12 protein-coding genes are annotated in these 16734 nt (G+C 62.3%); 6 read left to right on the forward strand and 6 right to left on the reverse strand.

The window, feature by feature from the left end:
* Nucleotides 1–48 precede the first annotated feature (48 nt).
* The 4 genes from EN808_RS16320 to EN808_RS16335 all read left to right on the forward strand — a co-directional run bounded on the left by EN808_RS16320 (nucleotide 49) and on the right by EN808_RS16335 (nucleotide 4725).
* Nucleotides 49–1554 (forward strand): alpha-N-arabinofuranosidase, encoded by a 1506-nt coding sequence (locus EN808_RS16320; RefSeq protein WP_127276603.1) that lies wholly within the window; start codon nucleotides 49–51, stop codon nucleotides 1552–1554.
* A gap of 114 nt (nucleotides 1555–1668) precedes the next feature.
* Entirely contained in the window at nucleotides 1669–2943 is a 1275-nt protein-coding gene (locus EN808_RS16325; protein WP_127276606.1) for an extracellular solute-binding protein, read from the forward strand.
* Between the two features lie 58 nt (nucleotides 2944–3001).
* Nucleotides 3002–3886 carry a sugar ABC transporter permease gene (locus EN808_RS16330; RefSeq protein ID WP_127276608.1) on the forward strand — a complete coding sequence of 295 codons (885 nt, stop codon included), beginning with the start codon at nucleotides 3002–3004 and terminating at the stop codon, nucleotides 3884–3886.
* The gene (locus EN808_RS16335) at nucleotides 3883–4725 is read left to right on the forward strand and encodes a carbohydrate ABC transporter permease (protein ID WP_127276611.1); all 843 of its coding nucleotides are present in this window, start codon (nucleotides 3883–3885) and stop codon (nucleotides 4723–4725) included. Before EN808_RS16330 ends, EN808_RS16335 begins: the two co-directional genes overlap by 4 nt.
* 51 nt (nucleotides 4726–4776) lie before the next feature.
* Here EN808_RS16335 and EN808_RS16340 read toward each other — a convergent pair whose 3' ends face one another.
* From EN808_RS16340 to rocF, 5 genes are all read right to left on the reverse strand, one after another.
* Nucleotides 4777–5862, reverse strand: coding sequence for an ABC transporter ATP-binding protein (locus tag EN808_RS16340; RefSeq protein ID WP_135916374.1), 1086 nt, complete (start codon nucleotides 5860–5862; stop codon nucleotides 4777–4779).
* A 349-nt stretch (nucleotides 5863–6211) separates the two neighbouring features.
* Entirely contained in the window at nucleotides 6212–9415 is a 3204-nt protein-coding gene (locus EN808_RS16345; RefSeq protein ID WP_135916375.1) for a multidrug efflux RND transporter permease subunit, read from the reverse strand.
* A complete protein-coding gene (locus EN808_RS16350) occupies nucleotides 9412–10518 on the reverse strand; it encodes an efflux RND transporter periplasmic adaptor subunit (RefSeq protein ID WP_245511731.1) in 1107 nt (368 codons plus the stop codon). The genes EN808_RS16345 and EN808_RS16350 overlap by 4 nt, the downstream gene beginning before the upstream one ends.
* Nucleotides 10519–11100: 582 nt before the next feature.
* Nucleotides 11101–12156 (reverse strand): ornithine cyclodeaminase, encoded by a 1056-nt coding sequence (locus EN808_RS16355; protein ID WP_135916376.1) that lies wholly within the window; start codon nucleotides 12154–12156, stop codon nucleotides 11101–11103.
* Nucleotides 12157–12158: 2 nt separating this feature from the next.
* Entirely contained in the window at nucleotides 12159–13091 is a 933-nt protein-coding gene (rocF, locus tag EN808_RS16360) for an arginase (RefSeq protein ID WP_135867308.1), read from the reverse strand.
* A 133-nt stretch (nucleotides 13092–13224) separates the two neighbouring features.
* On the opposite strand from rocF, the gene EN808_RS16365 reads away from it, so the two are divergent.
* Complete coding sequence (locus EN808_RS16365; protein WP_095771477.1) at nucleotides 13225–13665, forward strand: Lrp/AsnC family transcriptional regulator; 441 nt, start codon at nucleotides 13225–13227, stop codon at nucleotides 13663–13665.
* On the opposite strand, the gene EN808_RS16370 is transcribed toward EN808_RS16365, so the two are convergent.
* Nucleotides 13662–14714 (reverse strand): RelA/SpoT domain-containing protein, encoded by a 1053-nt coding sequence (locus tag EN808_RS16370; RefSeq protein WP_189524129.1) that lies wholly within the window; start codon nucleotides 14712–14714, stop codon nucleotides 13662–13664. The genes EN808_RS16365 and EN808_RS16370 overlap by 4 nt on opposite strands.
* 202 nt (nucleotides 14715–14916) lie before the next feature.
* Here EN808_RS16370 and EN808_RS16375 point away from each other — a divergent pair, with 202 nt between their 5' ends.
* A complete protein-coding gene (locus tag EN808_RS16375) occupies nucleotides 14917–15984 on the forward strand; it encodes a cyclic nucleotide-gated potassium channel (protein WP_127870105.1) in 1068 nt (355 codons plus the stop codon).
* Nucleotides 15985–16734: the final 750 nt, after the last annotated feature.

Raw genomic sequence — 16734 nt, forward strand, 5'->3', positions numbered from 1 at the left:
CGGATATAGACCGGAAAGTCGGATTGATAATCCGCAGTGGGAGGGATCATGAAGGCCAGAGTCACGGCGAACGCGGCCTATGCCGTCGCGGATATCGACAAACGTCTTTACGGCTCGTTCCTCGAGCATCTTGGTCGGGCGGTCTACACGGGCATCTACGAGCCCGGACATCCGCAAGCGGACGCAGAGGGGATGCGCAAGGACGTGATCGAGTTGGTGCGTGCGCTCGACACGCCGATCTGCCGTTACCCGGGCGGCAACTTCGTGTCCGCCTACAATTGGGAAGACGGCATAGGCCCAAAGGAGAACCGCCCGCGGCGGCTGGATCTTGCCTGGCGCACCACGGAGCCGAACCTGGTTGGAATCCACGAATTCGCCGACTGGGCCGAAAAGGCCGGCACCGAGATGATGCTTGCGGTCAATCTCGGTTCCCGCGGCCTCGACGAGGCGCGGGCGTTCGTTGAATACGTCAACCACCCGAGCGGCAGCTACTGGTCCGACCTCAGGGCCAAGAACGGACGCGCGCAGCCCTGGAACTGCCGCCTCTGGTGTCTCGGCAATGAAATGGACGGTCCCTGGCAGGTCGGCCACAAGTCGGCGGAAGAATACGGCCATCTGGCCAACGAGACGGCCAAGGCGTTGCGCGGCCTCGACCCAACGGTGGAACTGGTCGTCTGCGGCTCGTCGCATTCCAATATGCCGACCTATCCACAGTGGGAAGCAACCGTGTTGGAAGCGACCTACGAGCAGGTCGACTACATCTCTCTCCACATGTATTTCGAAAACTACGAGAAGAATACGGCCGAATATCTCGCTCTTCCGGCGAAACTCGACCGCTACATTGGCACGGTCTCCGGCATCATCGACTACGTGAAGGCCAAGACCCGCTCGAAGCGGGAGGTGAAGATCTCCTTCGACGAGTGGAACGTCTGGTACCATCAGCGCAAGCGGGACGCCGAGCGTATGCGCGACTGGGACTGGCCGGAAGCGCCCAGGCTTCTGGAAGACATCTACAATTTCGAGGACGTGCTGCAGGTCGGCTGCATCATCAACACCTTCATTCGACGGTCGGATATTGTTCGCATCGCCTGCATTGCGCAGCTGGTGAACGTTATCGCGCCGATCATGACCGATCCCGGCGGCAGCGCCTGGCGGCAGACGATCTACTGGCCTTTTATGCTGGCCTCCAAGCACGGCCGCGGCACCGCGCTGCAGCTCGCGGTCGAGGTGCCTACCTATGACGCGGCCGCTGCCGACAAGGTGCCATGGCTCGACATTGCGGGCGTGCATAATTCGAACGCCGGCACGCTGACCTTCTTCGCAATCAACCGGCATGGGTCCGAGACGATAGAGGCCGACGTCGCCCTAGAGCGGTTCGCCGCCAAGTCCATCGAGCATACGATCATCCGTCATGACGATCTCGAGGCCTGCAACACGAAGGACGCGCCGGACAACGTATCACCGGCCAAAGGCAATGGGGCAGCGCTCAGCGGCAAGGGAATGACGCTGAACTTGCCGCCGCACTCCTATTCGATGGTGCGCGTGACACTTTGAGTTAATATCCGAGTATCAGATATATACCGTAAAATCCGTTGCAGGCGAAGTGGTTTGGTGTAGCATTGAAACGTTCAAGGCGGATCTAACCGCCGTACTCGGGAGGAAGCTGAGATGAACTTTCGCAAGATGATGGCCCTAGCGGTGGTTGCGGCCGGAGGATTTTGGGCCGTCGCGGCCCAGGCCGAAGAAACCGTCGCATGGTGGGATTTCCTCGGCGGCGGTGACGGCGTGCGCATGAAGCAGATGATCTCCGACTTCAACGCCGCCCACGCCGGCAAGATCAAGATCGACGCCACGACGCTGGAGTGGGGCACGCCCTTCTACGCGAAGGTGCAGACCTCGGCCGCGGTCGGTGAGGCGCCTGACGTCATGACCTATCATGCCAGCCGCATCCCCTTGGCGGTGAGCCAGGACATTCTCGAAGAAATCACCGCCGACGATATGAGCAAGATGGGCCTCTCGGCCTCGGACTTCGCCCAGACGACGATGCGCGCCGTGACGGTCGACGGCAAGCAATACGCGGTGCCGCTCGATACCCATCCGATCGTCCTGTACTACAATCGCGTCCTCCTGAAGAAGGCAGGCGTGCTCGGCGACGACGGCCGTCCCGTGGGTATGAGAAACAAGGAGGAATTCACCGCGACACTGCAGAAGTTGAAGGATGCCGGCGTCGAGTTCCCGCTGGGCAGCGTCACCGCCGACGGCAACTTCATGTACCGCACCATTTATTCGCTGGTGTGCCAGCAAGGCGGCGAGCTTCTGACGGGCAACGAGTTCCTCGCCGGCGACAATCCTCAAAAGCTGGCGAAAGCGTTAGCGGTCCTGCAAGGGTGGACGAAGGCCGGGCTGCAGTCGACCTATACGGACTATCCCGCGACCGTCGCCCTGTTCACCTCGGGCAAGGCCGCGATGATGATCAACGGCGTCTGGGAAGTTCCCACGATGACCGACCTCGCCAAGCAAGGCAAGCTGTTCGACTGGGGCGCCGTCGAGATCCCGGTGATCTTCGACAAGCCATGCACCTATGCGGACAGCCATTCATTCGCAATCCCGAAGAACAAGGGCAAGGAAATCAGCCCGGAAAAGCGTGCTGCCGTTCTCGAGGTGATCTCCTGGATGGACAAGCACTCGCTGTTCTGGGCCACGGCAGGGCACATCCCGGCCTACAAGCCAGTCACCGAAACCGGTGAATACAAGGCAATGGAGCCCAATGCGACCTACTCGACGCTGACGGCCAACATGATCTTCGATCCGAAGTCGCCCAAGGCTGGTGTCGCCGGGCCGATCTTCGACATCATGTCAAATTATTTTGTGCCGACCCTCAATGGAGAGATGGACCCCGGCGAGGCGGTGAAATCCATCAAGGAAGAGTTGAACAGCATGTAAGGCTCAAGGCTGGGGCCGCCCCGCCCAGGGCGGCCCCAGCCGTGTTCGAGGAAGAGCCATGCTTCGCAACTCCCGCACTGAACGTCTTGTCGCGCTGGTGCTGGTCGCTCCCTTCCTGGCGATCTATCTGCTGGCGTTCGTCTATCCGACGGTCCAGATGTTCCGCATCTCCTTCACCGATGCGCCGCTGATCGGCGCTGGTCGATGGGTTGGTCTCGACAACTACCTGCGGCTCGACAACGACCCGATGTTCCGGCGCGCGCTCTGGAACACCGCTTATTTCGTGCTGATGACGGTCGTCCCAGGGACACTCATCGCCCTGTTGATCGCGCTAGGCGTGTCGCGGCTCAAGGGCCGCTTCCAGTCGATCGTGCTGGCGCTGTTCTTCCTGCCCTACATCCTGCCGGTGTCCGTCGTCTATCTGATCTGGGACTGGACGCTGAATTTCCAGTTCGGGATCGCGATGCATGTGCTGGACTGGCTCGGAATCCCGCGCGTGCCGGTCTTCAAGTCGCGCGTCTGGTTCTTGCCGGCTGTGGCCGGGGTGACGATCTGGTGGACCGCAGGCTTCTCGATCCTCCTCTTCCTCGCCGGACTGCGGTCCATACCAGCGGAGATCTACGAAGCCGCGGCGCTCGACAACTCGACGCGATGGACCACGTTCCGGCGCATCACCTGGCCGCTGCTGTGGCCGATCACCTCGCTGGTGTTCACCATCCAGCTCATCCTGCAGCTTAAGATCTTCGACCAAGTCTATCTGTTCTCGATCGGCGGCCGGCCGAACGACAATATGGTGCTCGTCTACTACGTCTTCCAGAAGGCCTTCCAGCAGAACCAGGGAGGCAGGGCGGCAGCCGTCGCCGTGACCCTCTTCGTGCTTGTGGTGGTCGTCTCGGTCCTGCAATTCCAACTGCTCCGGTTCGCCGAAAGGCGGCGCCGATGAACGCGGTGGCTGCTCAACGCTGGAACTTCTGGGGCGGGATCATCACCGCACTGACGCTCGTCTGGGCCATCCTATGGGCGTTCCCGCTCTACTGGGGTGTGATCTCATCGCTCAAACCGGACGACGAGGTCGTGCGGCCCTACATCGAACTCTGGCCCGAGACGCCGACGCTGGAGAACTACGTCAGCGCCCTGACCACCACGCAGATAGGCGCCTGGTACGTCAATTCAGTGGCGGTCGCGGTCGGCGTAACGGTCATCACCATCTTCATCTCGATGCTGTGCGGCTACGCAATCTCGCAGTTGCGGTTCCCGGGGCGGATCGCGCTTTGGTGGCTGATCCTTGCCTCCTTTATGGTGCCGACTTCGGCGCTGATCATCAATCACTTCGTGCTGGTCGCCAACCTCGGCCTGCTCAACAGCTGGGCCGGAATCATGTTGCCGCAGCTTATCCACCCCGTCATCATCATCGTGTACAAGCAGTTTTTCGATCAGGTCCCGAAGGACTTCCGCGAGGCCGCGGTCATGGACAATGCGTCCGAATTCGGGATCCTCTTCAAGATCTACATGCCTATGAACTGGGGGGTAACCACCGCGCTGTCGATCGTCTGCTTCATCTGGACGTGGAACGCGTTCTTGTGGCCGTTCCTCTCGGTGACCCGCACCGAGATGATGACCATCACGGTCGGCATTACGCAGGTCAACGACGCCTTCGGTGTCTACTACGCGCGCCAGCTGTCGGCAGCCGTACTGGCCGGCCTGCCGGTGGCACTGGCCTACCTCTTCTTCCAGCGCCGGGTGACCGAGGCTATAACGCTCTCGGCAGGTATCAAGGGCTAGAGCCCCGGCAGGTGCACCGCAATGCCGGAGGGCACGACCCGCTCGGCGGGTTCAGGCTCCGTCGGCGCGTGCGTGCCAGGCCGATCCGTCCGCGGCGAAGAGATGCAGGGCCGTGGTGTCGAACTTCAGCCGAACGGCGTCGCCCGGTTTGACGCTCGAAAGCCCGCGATCCTGTGCCGTCACCTGCGTCCCATCCGCGAGCCGCGCATAGACGAGCGTTCGCTCGCCAAGGCGCTCGACAACGGTCGCCGTGGCGAATGCTTCATTGCCCTCGGCGACGACAGTCAGCGATTCCGGCCGCACTCCGAGTTCGCGCCAATCCATGTCGTTTGGCGCGCCGGGAAGTTCGACGAGCGATCCATTGGTCAAGCGCGCATTGAGCCTGTCGCCCGAGCCCGAAACCGTGACAGGCAGGATGTTCATCGCCGGCGACCCGACGAAGGTCGCGACGAAGCGCGACGCCGGACGTGCATAGACATCGACGGGTCTTCCCATCTGCTCTATCCGGCAATCGTTGAGGATCACAATGCGGTCGGCGAGCGTCATCGCTTCCACCTGGTCGTGGGTGACGTAGATCATCGTCGATTTCAAACGCTGATGCAGTTCGGCAAGCTCGACGCGTGTACGGGCCCGAAGTGCTGCGTCCAGATTGGAGAGTGGCTCGTCGAACAGGAATGCCTTGGGCTCCTTGACGATCGCACGCCCGATGGCCACGCGCTGGCGCTGCCCGCCGGAGAGCTGCGACGGCCGCCGGTGAAGCAGCGCTTCGATCTCCAGGATACGCGCAGCCTCGGCGATCCGCTGGCGTATGACATCCGGCGCGACCCGAATGTTCCTCAGCCCAAAGGCCATGTTCTCCGCGACGGTCATATGTGGGTAAAGCGCATAGTTCTGGAAGACCATGGCAACGTTGCGCCTGCCAGGCGCAAGGTTCTCCGAGCGCACCCCGTCGATCGTCAGCGTCCCCTGGTCAATGCTTTCGAGGCCGGCGATCATCCGGAGCAGCGTCGTCTTGCCGGAACCGGACGGACCGAGAAACACGACCAGCTCTCCTGGCTCAATGTCCAGGCTCACGTCGCGGATCACTTCGACAGCGCCAAAGTGCTTTGATACGCCCGACAGCGCGATTCCGGTCATGCTTGCGATCCTTCTTTCCTACATAATTTCGGATAAATACCCGATGTCAAGGAATGTGGGGCTGCGGCACAATGAGCGGCTCATTCCTGGTCCCCGGAATAGCTGCCAGCTGTCCTGCCAACAGCGGGCGGTTTGAGAGGTTCGCCAGACCATACGAGAGAATACGAAGGAAATGGATTGGCGAACCAGCCGCTAACGTATTGACTTCCTGTAGAAAACGATGACCCGGCGGGCCCACCAAACGACCGCGTAAGTGGCTGATTTTTGACCGTTTGGTGGGGTCGTGTGCAGCGCATCGCGCCGATTTCCTGGAGGGATAAGCCGCGCCCGACGCGGCGAATTCCTAACCCTACTCGGCGGCCGTCTCCGATGGCACCTCTGCCGGGCCCGAAGGCTCTGCCTCGGCGCGGGGCTTGCGCCGTGAAAACAGCGACCTGAGCGTGACGTAGAACACCGGCGTCAGGAACAGGCCGACGAAGGTGACGCCGAGCATGCCGGAGAACACGGCGGTGCCGAGCGACTGGCGCATTTCCGCGCCCGGGCCCGTCGCGATCATCAGCGGCACGACGCCGAGGATGAACGCGAAGGCGGTCATCAGGATCGGCCGCAACCTGAGCCGGCAGGCTTCGACGGCAGCCTCGGCGGCCGACAGGCCGCGTTCCTGCGCCTGCCGCGCGAATTCGACGATCAGGATCGCGTTCTTGGCGGCAAGCCCGATCAGCACGATGAGGCCGATCTGCACGAGGATGTTGTTGTCCAGCCCTCGGAACGATACGCCGAGCAACGCCGCCAGCACGCCGAGCGGCACCACCAGCACAATGGCGAATGGCAGCACCCAGCTTTCATATTGCGCCGCCAGCGCCAGGAACACGAACAGCACCGACAGTCCGAAGATATAGACAGCGGCATTGCCGGTGTTGCGCTCCTGGTAGGCGAGCTCGGTCCATTCATAGGAGGTACCGGCCGGCAGCGTCGCGGCGGTGATCTTTTCCATCGATGCCAGCGCGTCGCCCGTGGAAACGCCGGGCGCGGCGTTGCCCTGCAGCGGCACCGAGACGTACATGTTGTAGCGCTGGACCAGCGCCGGGCCGGTGACGTCGCGGATCTCGATCAACGTGCCGAGCGGAACCAGCGCGCCAGTCGCCGAGCGCACCTTCAGTTTCAAGATGTCGGCGCGATCGAGGCGGAACGCCTGGTCGGCCTGCGCCCGCACCTGGTAGACGCGCCCGAAAGCATTGAAGTCGTTGACGTAGGCGGTCCCCAGATTGATCGACAGCGTCTCGAAGATGTTGGGGATCGGCACGTTCAGGATGCGCGCCTTGTCGCGATCGATCGCCAGGAAGAATTGCGGGCTCGACGCCGAGAAGGTGGTGAACACGCCCGTCAGCCCCGGCGTCTTGTTGGCCTTGCCGGCGATTTCGTAGGCAAGCGCCAGGATCTGCCGCATGTCGGCGCTGTTGCGCTCCTGGATCTGCAGCTTGAAGCCGCCGGCATTGCCGACACCGCGGATCGGCGGCGGCGGCAGTGCGATGATGAAGGCTTCCTTGATGCTTTGCAGGCTGCCGAACAGATTGCCGATGACCTGGGTCGCCGACTGGCCGGCTTTCAGTCGCTCGTCAAATGGCTTGAACCTGGCGAAGATCACGCCCGCGTTGCTGGCGTTGGTGAAGGTCGCGCCGGAGAAGCCGGCGAAGGCGACGGCGTAGTCGACGCCCGGCGTTTTCTGGATGATCTGCGACGCCTGCTGGATGACCGCATCGGTCCTCGACAGCGAGGAGCCGTCCGGCAATTGGACGACGACGATCGCATAGCCCTGGTCGAGCGACGGAATGAAACCGCGCGGCACCGTCTGCACCATGTAGACCGTGGCGTAGATGAGGGCTGCGAAAACAGCCAGCATGGCGGCGATCGCTATCCACGATCCGACCAGCACGCGGATGATGCTCGAATACCAATGGGCGACCCTGTCGAAGCCGCGGTTGAAGCCGTCGGCGAGCGCCCGTCCGAACCGCGCCAGGAAAAAGCGCGGCGGCGCCGCAGCGGTGTGGTGCGGCTTGAACAGCAGTGCGGCCAGCGCCGGCGAAAGCGTCAGCGAATTGAATGCCGAGATCGCCGTCGACACCGCGATGGTGATCGCAAACTGCAGGTAGAACTGCCCGGAAATGCCGGGGATGAAGGCTGTCGGTACGAACACGGCTATCAGCACCAGCGAGATCGCGATGATGGCCGTTCCGACTTCGTTCATGGTCAGGTGCGACGCCGGATTGGGCGCCAGCCCACCGGCGATGTTGCGCTCGACGTTCTCGACCACGACGATCGCATCGTCGACGACGATGCCGATCGCCAGAACGAGGCCGAACAGCGTCAGCATGTTGAGCGAGAAGCCGGCGGCGTAAAGCACCGCCAGCGTGCCGATCAGCGACACGGGGATCGCCACGATCGGCACGATCGCCATGCGCCACGATTGCAGGAAGACGATGATGACGATGATGACCAGCAGCATCGCCTCGAGGATCGTCTTGTAGACCTCCTGGATCGACTCGGCGACGAACTCGGTCGGATTGTAGACGATGTCGTAGCTCAACCCCTTCGGGAAGTCGCGGGAAAGCTCCTTCATCTTGTCCTGGATCTCCGCGGCCGCGGCGAGCGCATTGGTGCCCGGCCGCTGGAAGATGGCGAGCGCCACCGCCGGTTTGCCGTTGAGATAGGAGTTGGTGACGTAATCCTTGGCGCCGAGCTCGATGCGCGCCACGTCCTGCAGCGAGATGAGGCGGCCGTCGTCGGTCGATTTGACAATCACGTATCGGAAGTCGCGTGCATCGTTGAAGCGGCCTTGCGTGGTGACCGTGTACTGGAACGCCGTGCCGGTGTTGGTCGGCGGCGCGCCGATCGAGCCGCCCGACACCTGGACGTTCTGGTCGCGCAGCGCCTGCACTACATCGCCCGAGGTCATCCCCAGGGCGGACAGTTTTTCCGGATCGAGCCAGATGCGCAGCGAATATTCGCGTTCGCCGAAGATGATGAGGTCGCCGACGCCATCCAGTCTGAGCAGTATGTCGCGCACCCGCGAGCGGGCGTAGTTCGAGACGTAGAGCTGGTCGTAGGTATTGTCGGGCGACAGCATGTGCACGACCATCATCAGGTCGGGCGAACTCTTGGTGGTGGTGATGCCGAGGCGGCGGACTTCTTCGGGCAGACGCGGCTCGGCGACCGACACGCGATTCTGCACCAGCACCTGCGCCTTGTCGAGATCGGTGCCCAGCTTGAAGGTGATGGTCAGCGCCATCGCCCCGTCGCCCGACGAATAGGACGACATGTAGAGCATACCCTCGACGCCGTTGATCTCCTGCTCGATCGGCGTTGCCACGGTCGCAGCGACCGTCTCGGCGTCGGCGCCCGGATACTGCGCGCGTACGACGATGGTCGGCGGCGCGATCTCGGGATACTGCGCGACCGGCAGCTGGGTATAGGCAATTCCGCCGAGGATCAGCAGGACGATCGAAACGACCGACGCGAAGATTGGGCGGTCGACGAAGAAATGTGCGAACCTCATTGCTGCAACCCGGCGGTCTCGGCCTTGGGCGGCAACGTCACCATCTCGACCTTCACCTTGGTGCCGGGCCTGGCGTGCATCAGCCCGTTGACGATGATCGTCTCGCCGCCGGTCAGGCCCGAGCGGATCACCCGGTAGCCGTCGAGAAGCGGGCCGGTGCGCACAGGCTTCGCAGACACCATCCCGGCCTCATCCACCAGGAGCACGATGCGGCGATCCTGATCGGCGCCGATCGCCTCGTCGGGCACCAGCACGCCGCCATGCGGCAGCGACCCCGGCACATTGATGCGCCCGAACATGCCTGGCTGGAGAATGCCGTCGGCGTTGGGAAACGTCGCACGCACCCGCATAGTGCCGGTCGCATTGTCGATCCGGTTCTCGGCAAAATCGAGCTTGCCTTTGAATACCGCCTCCGCGCGGTCGGCGACACGAACCTCCACATCGAGCCCGCCGGCGCCTTCCTGCATGGTGCCGCCACGCGCCTTCGCGTCGCGGGCGTAGCTGAAATACAGGCGCTCATCGACGTCGAAATAGAAGTCGATCGGATCGCGCGTAACGATGGTGGTCAGCAAGGTGGAATCCGGCTGCACGAGGTTGCCGACCGACACCAGCCGGCGGTCGATGCGGCCGGACAAGGGCGCCTTGATCTCGGTGAATTCCATGTTCAGGCTGGCCGTCGTCAGCGCCGCCGTCGCGCCCTGCATCTGCGCCTGCGCCGAAAGGTATTCCCGCCGGCGGTCGTCGACCGTCGCGGTTGAGATATTGCCGGTCTTGGCAAGTTCGTCGGCGCGATCGAGCTGCATCTTGGAGAATTCGAGCAGTGACTTGGCGACGTCCACTTGCGATTTGGCGGCATCATAGGCCGCCTGGTACGGACGCTGGTCGATGGTGAAGAGCAGGTCGCCCTTGTTGACCAGTGCGCCGTCCTGGAAGCTGACCTTGTCCAGATAGCCGCTGACGCGCGAACGGATGGCGACCTGGTCGACGGCTTCGAAGCGCCCGACGAACTCGTCGTCTTCGACGATTTCACGGACCACCGGCTTGGCCGCCGTCACCAGGGGTAGCTGCTGCTCCTGCGCAAACGCAGTACCGCTGAAAGCCATGCCGAGCAGTAATGCCGCCGACAGGGCGGCGCGGGCAAGCCAGCCGGCCGATCGACGGGGTCGCCCGCCCGCGTCGCGATGCAATTGCCCGTTCCCTGGGGTGTCCATCTGCGTCCTCGCTCGCTAGACCCGGGGGGTCGGTTGATCCGCTTCTACGCTCAGGCTTTCGTCGAGATCAGAGCACTGCAGTATTGTGCACGGCAACATGATCATTTTCCATGTGGGCTGAAATGTCCAGCCTGTGGCTGCCGCGCCACCGGGCTAAAACCAGTCGCGTTTCAATGGATTCAGGATTCCTTGATGGACGGCTTATGATTCATATTGGTCGAAGGAGACCGTATGGGCATTTCCACGCCGGCGGGACTGGCGTGTTTGCCGAAGTTACCTCGGTGGCCCGGCTTGTGGCCAACCTCTCGGCCACGCGAGATGGGTGACCAAAAGCGTTATGTTGTTCCCCGCATTGGGAATGCTAGATTTGCCAGGACGCGGCAGCTTTGCGCCTCATTCGGTCGTCGACGTCGGCTTTACGTCCGCCCGAAAGCAGGCATCCAGAAAACCACGGGCTCGTTTTGGTCGAGGTCCTCACGCTGCCGTTTGCACGGCCGCCCTCAGCAGCATTCCGAAGAGGTCGCGTGGCTCGTCGGGATCGGCGAGCAGGTCGAGCTCCTCATAGAGGCCGGTCGCTCGCAGTTGGTCGCGCACATAGCGCAGGGCCGAAAAATCCTCGATGGCGAAGCCGACTGAATCGAACAGCGTGATCTTCTTGGCTTCGCGGCGGCCTTGGGTCTTGGCGGCGATCACTTGCCAGAGCTCGGTCACCGGGTGGTCGGGATCCAGCTGCTGGATTTCGCCCTCGATGCGTGTCTGCGGCGGAAACTCGACGAAAATGTCGGAACGCAGCAAGATGTCCCTGTGCAGTTCGGTCTTGCCCGGGCAGTCGCCACCGACGGCGTTGATGTGGACGCCGGCGCCGACCATGTTGTCGGTGAGAATGGTGGCGTTCTGCTTGTCGGCGGTAACGGTCGTGATGATCCCGGCGCCTTCAACCGCTTCCTGCCCTGTTTCGCAGATCGTGATGTCGAATCCCATGCCAGCCAGGTTCTTCGCGCATTTCAGCGACGCGGATCTGTCGATGTCGTAGAGCCGGAGCCGATCGATACCGGTCAGCGCCTTGAACGCGATCGCCTGGAACTCCGACTGTGCGCCATTGCCGATAATGGCCATGGTGCGAGCACCGCTCGGCGCCAGATACTTGGCCGCAACGGCCGATGTCGCGGCGGTGCGCAGCGCGGTCAGGATGGTCATTTCGGTGAGCAGCATCGGGTAGCCGCTGCCGACATCGGCGAGCACGCCGAAGGCGGTGACCGTCTGCAGGCCCTGGCGCATGTTCTTGGGATGGCCGTTGACGTATTTGAAGCCATAGAGGCGCCCATCGCTTGTCGGCATCAGCTCGATGACCCCGTCATGGCTGTGCGAGGCGATGCGAGGCGTCTTGTCGAAAAGATCCCAGCGACGAAAGTCTTCCTCGATGTAGCTGGCGAGCTCGGTCAGGAAGCGCTCGACGCCGATTGCGATCACCAGCTTCATCATGCGATCGACGCTGACGAAGGGGACGATGTTCAGTTTTGCCGCGGTCATGGTCAAAAGCTCCCTGAATGGCTGCGAGTCGGGCGGTCCATGATGCGGCGGCCCATCAGGCTCGCCGTCAGGTCGACCATCAGTGTCGCGGTTCGGCCACGATCGTCCAGAAAGGGGTTCAACTCGACCAGGTCCAGGCTGGAGACGAGCCCGCTGTCGGAAAGCATCTCCATCACCAGATGCGCCTCGCGAAACGTCGCGCCGCCGGGAACCGTGGTGCCGACCGCCGGCGCGATAGAGGGGTCGAGGAAGTCGACGTCGAGACTGACATGCAGCAGCCCGTCCTCATCAGACACGCGCGCCAGGAAGGCGCGCAGCAGCGGCGCGATGCCATGCTCGTCGATGGCGCGCATGTCGTGCACGATCACGCCCGCCTGGTTGAGCGCGCTGCGCTCGGCCGGGTCGACGCTGCGCAGGCCCATGGTGCAGATACGCTTGGGATCGACCGCCGCCGGCAGATCGGGAAAATAGCCGCTGAAACCCGCCTGGCCGCTGGCGTAGGCGAGAGGAACACCGTGCAGATTGCCGCTGGCGGTGGTGTCGAGCGTATGAAAATCGGGATGCGCGTCGAGCCACAGGACGAATAGGGGGCGACCGGCCTCCGAGGCACGGCGGGCGAGGCCCGACACGGTCCCGGCGGAGATCGAATGGTCGCCACCGAGAAAGATCGGCATGGCGTCCTCGCTTGCTGCGTAGGCCGCGGCGGCAATGGCGGATGTCCAGGCCGATATTTCGGGCAGGGCCTTCAGCGCCAGGTTGCCATGCACGACGCGCCTTACCGGAATTGGCTGGACGGCGCCCATATCCTCCACTGCATGGCCGAGGCCGGACAGCATCTCAGCAAGCCCGGCGGTCCTCAGCGCGCTCGGCCCCATTTCGCATCCCATTCGGCCGGCACCGTCCTGCACGGGCGCCCCGACGATTCTGCAACGCATTGTTTCTCCCGCGCTCCAAGTTCTGATGGCCGCGAGGGAACCATGCCGAGCCGGCGATACGAACAGGTAAAATTGGCAATCCGAAAAGCGTAGTTTATCATAATGGCAGCGAAACTGAGCAAAATGGTACCCCATGGATGCACTGGACGAACGGCTCGTGACCTTGCTGCGGCATGACGCCCGGCGTAGCGTATCGGATCTCGCCGTCGATCTCGGCGTCTCGCGCGCCACGGTTCGGGCACGCATGGAGCGGCTGGAACGGTCGGGCGACATTATTGGCTACACGGTGGTGTTGCGCGCCGACGCGGTCGATCAGCGCATCCGCGGCATCATGCTCATCGAGATCGAGGGCCATGCCGCCGACCGCGTGGTCCGGGCACTGGGCGGCTTCCCGGAAGTCTCGACCATCCATACCACCAATGGTCGCTGGGATCTGGTGGTAGAGCTCGGGACGGCATCCCTGACGGATTTCGATGCGGTGCTGCGGCGTATCCGGTTGATTCCCGGCATAACGGGCAGCGAAACGAGCCTGCTCCTGGCCACCCCGCGCACGACGCGGGCACGATTGACCTAGACTGTATTCGACGCCGCCTTTCCCGTGCAGATGGATTTCAGATTGCTTACAAACAAGGAGACGTTCCCAAAGTAGTTAGGATACATTTCAACAAGTTTTTCGACCGTATCCACCTCAACCAATGCAGACTTTGCATCACTGCCCTTTATCTCGATTTTCTTCTCTATATCTTCCAATTTCCGCGCTCCTGACATCAGAGTTCGGAATGGTTCTGCGGTCACACTATGATCGTTTCCATATTGGATCAGGTAGTATCTGGATTTTCCAGCCCGCTGTGCGACGTTCGTCGAGTAAATAGTAATATTCTTTATGTCTTCTAAGGTGTTTGTCGCACCTATACGTCTGTCGATATCGCGCAATTCTCGCACTCGGTCATTGTGATCCGGAGCGCCGATATGAACGGAGCACTGCTCAATGTGCGCGAATTCCGCCGACATAAGCTGGAAAAGGCGTAGCCAATCTTGTTCGCCCTTTCCGTGCTTCAAATCCTGGCGTCGGAATAGCCCGACAGCCTCAACCGCGGTTGCCCATGAGTGCTGAAGTGTGGTCCGAACTTGCAGTTCGATGCGTCGACCCTCGAAAGCCTCGGTGTCGGCAGCTCTGGGTCGGTACTGGAAAACAATGTGGTGACTTCGATAGCCGTCCGGCTTCGGCTCATCGATATAGTTGAATTCCCGAGGGTGTATCTCATGGGGGAAGTTGTCTCGCATCGATGCGAGAAGGGAGCGGACACTTTTGATGTCGGGCATGATCGCTCGGCAACCGCCGATGTCGTTCATGGTGTCCAAATTGGTGGTGGACTCCCGAAGCTTCCGACGAATCGATGCCATGCGTTTCGGACGCGATGCCATGTCGCCCTTCAGTCGCAGGGCTCTCATGTGGTGACCGACAGAGAACTGGACGCTCCGCATCGGCAGAAAGTGCGAGGCGCGCCAGCTGTTGGCGATCGAGAAGATTTCGAGTGCGTCCACGTACTGGCCGGCAGTGATGTCTGGTCCGAAAAGCATGGGTTTTGCCAGCCGCTCGCCTGCCTTGCGAACGGCATTCATGCTGTATTCAAGGCGCGGGTACTGAGTCATTGGACCATAAAGTCAAGGTAGGGCGCCTCATTCTGGACTGGCGGGACGACCGCAAGCGAATCGGATCTCATGGACCGTATCTTTGAGTACGCGAAAGACGAAAGTAAGCACCTTTGCGCTTGCCTTGAAGGCATCCTATTCTGGAGGAATAGCATCCGCTCGTGGGCATAGAATGTCGGTACTGCCTTTCCTGAGAATTTACGCGCCGCTCAACGCGGTGCTGGCCGCGCCTGGGCTGCTGGCGGTGGCTGCGCTCACGATGCCGAACATGTCGGGACGAAGCAGGCTGGCCCTGACTGCCGTGCTTGCGGTCATTTGGGGCGCCTATCTTCTGCAGATGGCCGAGACGCTGCTCAAGCGCTGGGCGGGAGACCTTCTGGACAGGACGCCGGCAATCGCCATCGATATGCTCGCGGTTTTGGTTCCGCTCGCTGCATTTCTGCTCGACGGCACGCCCGACCGCAGCCTCTACTGTGCTGTCTGGCTGCTGAAGCCGCTGCGCGACTCGACATTCTTCCCAGTACTGGGCAGGGTGCTGGCCAACGAAGCGCGCAACCTGATCGGCGTCACCACGCTCTTCGGCGTCGTTCTGTTCGGTGTCGCGCTCGCCGCCTATGTCATCGAGCGCGACATCCAACCGGAAAAGTTCGGCAGCATCCCCCAGGCAATGTGGTGGGCGGTGGTCACGCTGTCCACCACCGGTTATGGCGACGCCATTCCGCAAAGTTTCGCCGGCCGCGTCCTTGCCGGGGCGGTCATGATGTGTGGCATCGGCGTCTTCGCGCTCTGGGCCGGCATTCTTGCCTCCGGCTTCTATCAAGAAATCCGTCGCGAGGATTTCGTCCGCAATTGGCAATTGGTCGCCGGCGTGCCGTTGTTTCAGAAGCTCGGCCCGGCCGCGCTGGTCGAGATCGTGCGCGCGTTGAGACCTCGTAATTTGCCGGCGGGTGCCGTGATCTGCCGCAGGGGCGAGACCGGGGATCGGATGTTCTTCGTTGTGGAGGGGCGTGTCAGCGTCGCGACGCCACACCCGGTGGAGCTTGGCCCTGGCGCCTTCTTCGGCGAGATGGCGCTGATGAGCGGCGAACCGCGCATGGCGACCGTCAGCGCCGCAACGGCGGTCTCACTCCTGTCGCTGCACGCGGCGGATTTCCAGATGCTGTGCAGCAGCAGCCCTGAAATCGCGGAAATCATCCGCAAGACCGCGCGCGAGCGGCACGGCGCGGCACCGATGGCTTGACCGTGCCAGGTGTTCGTCAGGGGAGGACGCGATGGCAAGGCTGCCCCTGTCGACAATGGCTGACTGGAAGTATGTGGGCGGCGGCTCTGTCGGCCACGCGGAGGTTCTGGACGGGACGTGGAAGTCCCCAGAGGCGCAGCCGCCGAGCGCTCGGGGGGCCGTCATTCAGACGACGGACGGCCGAGGCACATCCGCACGCGCCTGATGCCGATGCCGCCTGGACACGATGTGAAGCACAGGTGGTGGCGCAGGATGTGGGCACGACCTGATCATCGGCGCCGAGGTCGACTTCCGCCTTGGCATCGTTCCAGGTGGCTCGGAACCATGCCTGGCTAAGCCTGGTGGCGGTTCGTTGGGCTGGCGCCTTTCGGTCGGAGGCAGCTTGATGACTTCCTTCCGCCCGGTCATCGGAATGGTGCGGCTGCGGCCGGATTTGCTGGTCCGGAAACTGAGGCGATGGCGAGGAGGCATCCGATGTCAACCAGCAAGAAATGTGAACGCGCCGAACATCGGCTTTCCGCGGATGCGGCGGATCCGCGGCAGTTTCCTGGCAGTTGACGCAAGGCCTTGCCATGATTCCGTCAGCCGATCGCCGGATTCGGCCGGGAATAAGCGGTTGCCGCGGACCCGATGGTTAACGAGAGCTTTCTGAGTGAGGCCAAATCGTGTCATTTGTGCAACAACGCTGGGGGATAGCAGCCGAACAGCCCTTTCGCCGGTACGATCGTTGTTGAACGCCGCCGGCTCATG

This window comes from Mesorhizobium sp. M8A.F.Ca.ET.165.01.1.1 (assembly GCF_004792065.1).
In the GTDB taxonomy this organism is placed as follows: Bacteria; Pseudomonadota; Alphaproteobacteria; order Rhizobiales; family Rhizobiaceae; genus Mesorhizobium.

Excerpts from the sequence above, each read along its gene's own strand:
- EN808_RS16335 (WP_127276611.1), top strand. The coding sequence starts at position 3,883 with ATGAACGCGGTGGCTGCTCAACGCTGGAACTTCTGGGGCGGGATCATC.
- EN808_RS16325 (WP_127276606.1), top strand. The coding sequence starts at position 1,669 with ATGAACTTTCGCAAGATGATGGCCCTAGCGGTGGTTGCGGCCGGAGGA.
- EN808_RS16340 (WP_135916374.1), bottom strand. The coding sequence starts at position 5,862 with ATGACCGGAATCGCGCTGTCGGGCGTATCAAAGCACTTTGGCGCTGTC.
- EN808_RS16320 (WP_127276603.1), top strand. The coding sequence starts at position 49 with ATGAAGGCCAGAGTCACGGCGAACGCGGCCTATGCCGTCGCGGATATC.
- EN808_RS16370 (WP_189524129.1), bottom strand. The coding sequence starts at position 14,714 with ATGAATGCCGTTCGCAAGGCAGGCGAGCGGCTGGCAAAACCCATGCTT.
- EN808_RS16355 (WP_135916376.1), bottom strand. The coding sequence starts at position 12,156 with ATGACCGCGGCAAAACTGAACATCGTCCCCTTCGTCAGCGTCGATCGC.
- EN808_RS16330 (WP_127276608.1), top strand. The coding sequence starts at position 3,002 with ATGCTTCGCAACTCCCGCACTGAACGTCTTGTCGCGCTGGTGCTGGTC.
- rocF (WP_135867308.1), bottom strand. The coding sequence starts at position 13,091 with ATGCGTTGCAGAATCGTCGGGGCGCCCGTGCAGGACGGTGCCGGCCGA.
- EN808_RS16375 (WP_127870105.1), top strand. The coding sequence starts at position 14,917 with ATGTCGGTACTGCCTTTCCTGAGAATTTACGCGCCGCTCAACGCGGTG.
- EN808_RS16345 (WP_135916375.1), bottom strand. The coding sequence starts at position 9,415 with ATGAGGTTCGCACATTTCTTCGTCGACCGCCCAATCTTCGCGTCGGTC.
- EN808_RS16350 (WP_245511731.1), bottom strand. The coding sequence starts at position 10,518 with ATGGCTTTCAGCGGTACTGCGTTTGCGCAGGAGCAGCAGCTACCCCTG.
- EN808_RS16365 (WP_095771477.1), top strand. The coding sequence starts at position 13,225 with ATGGATGCACTGGACGAACGGCTCGTGACCTTGCTGCGGCATGACGCC.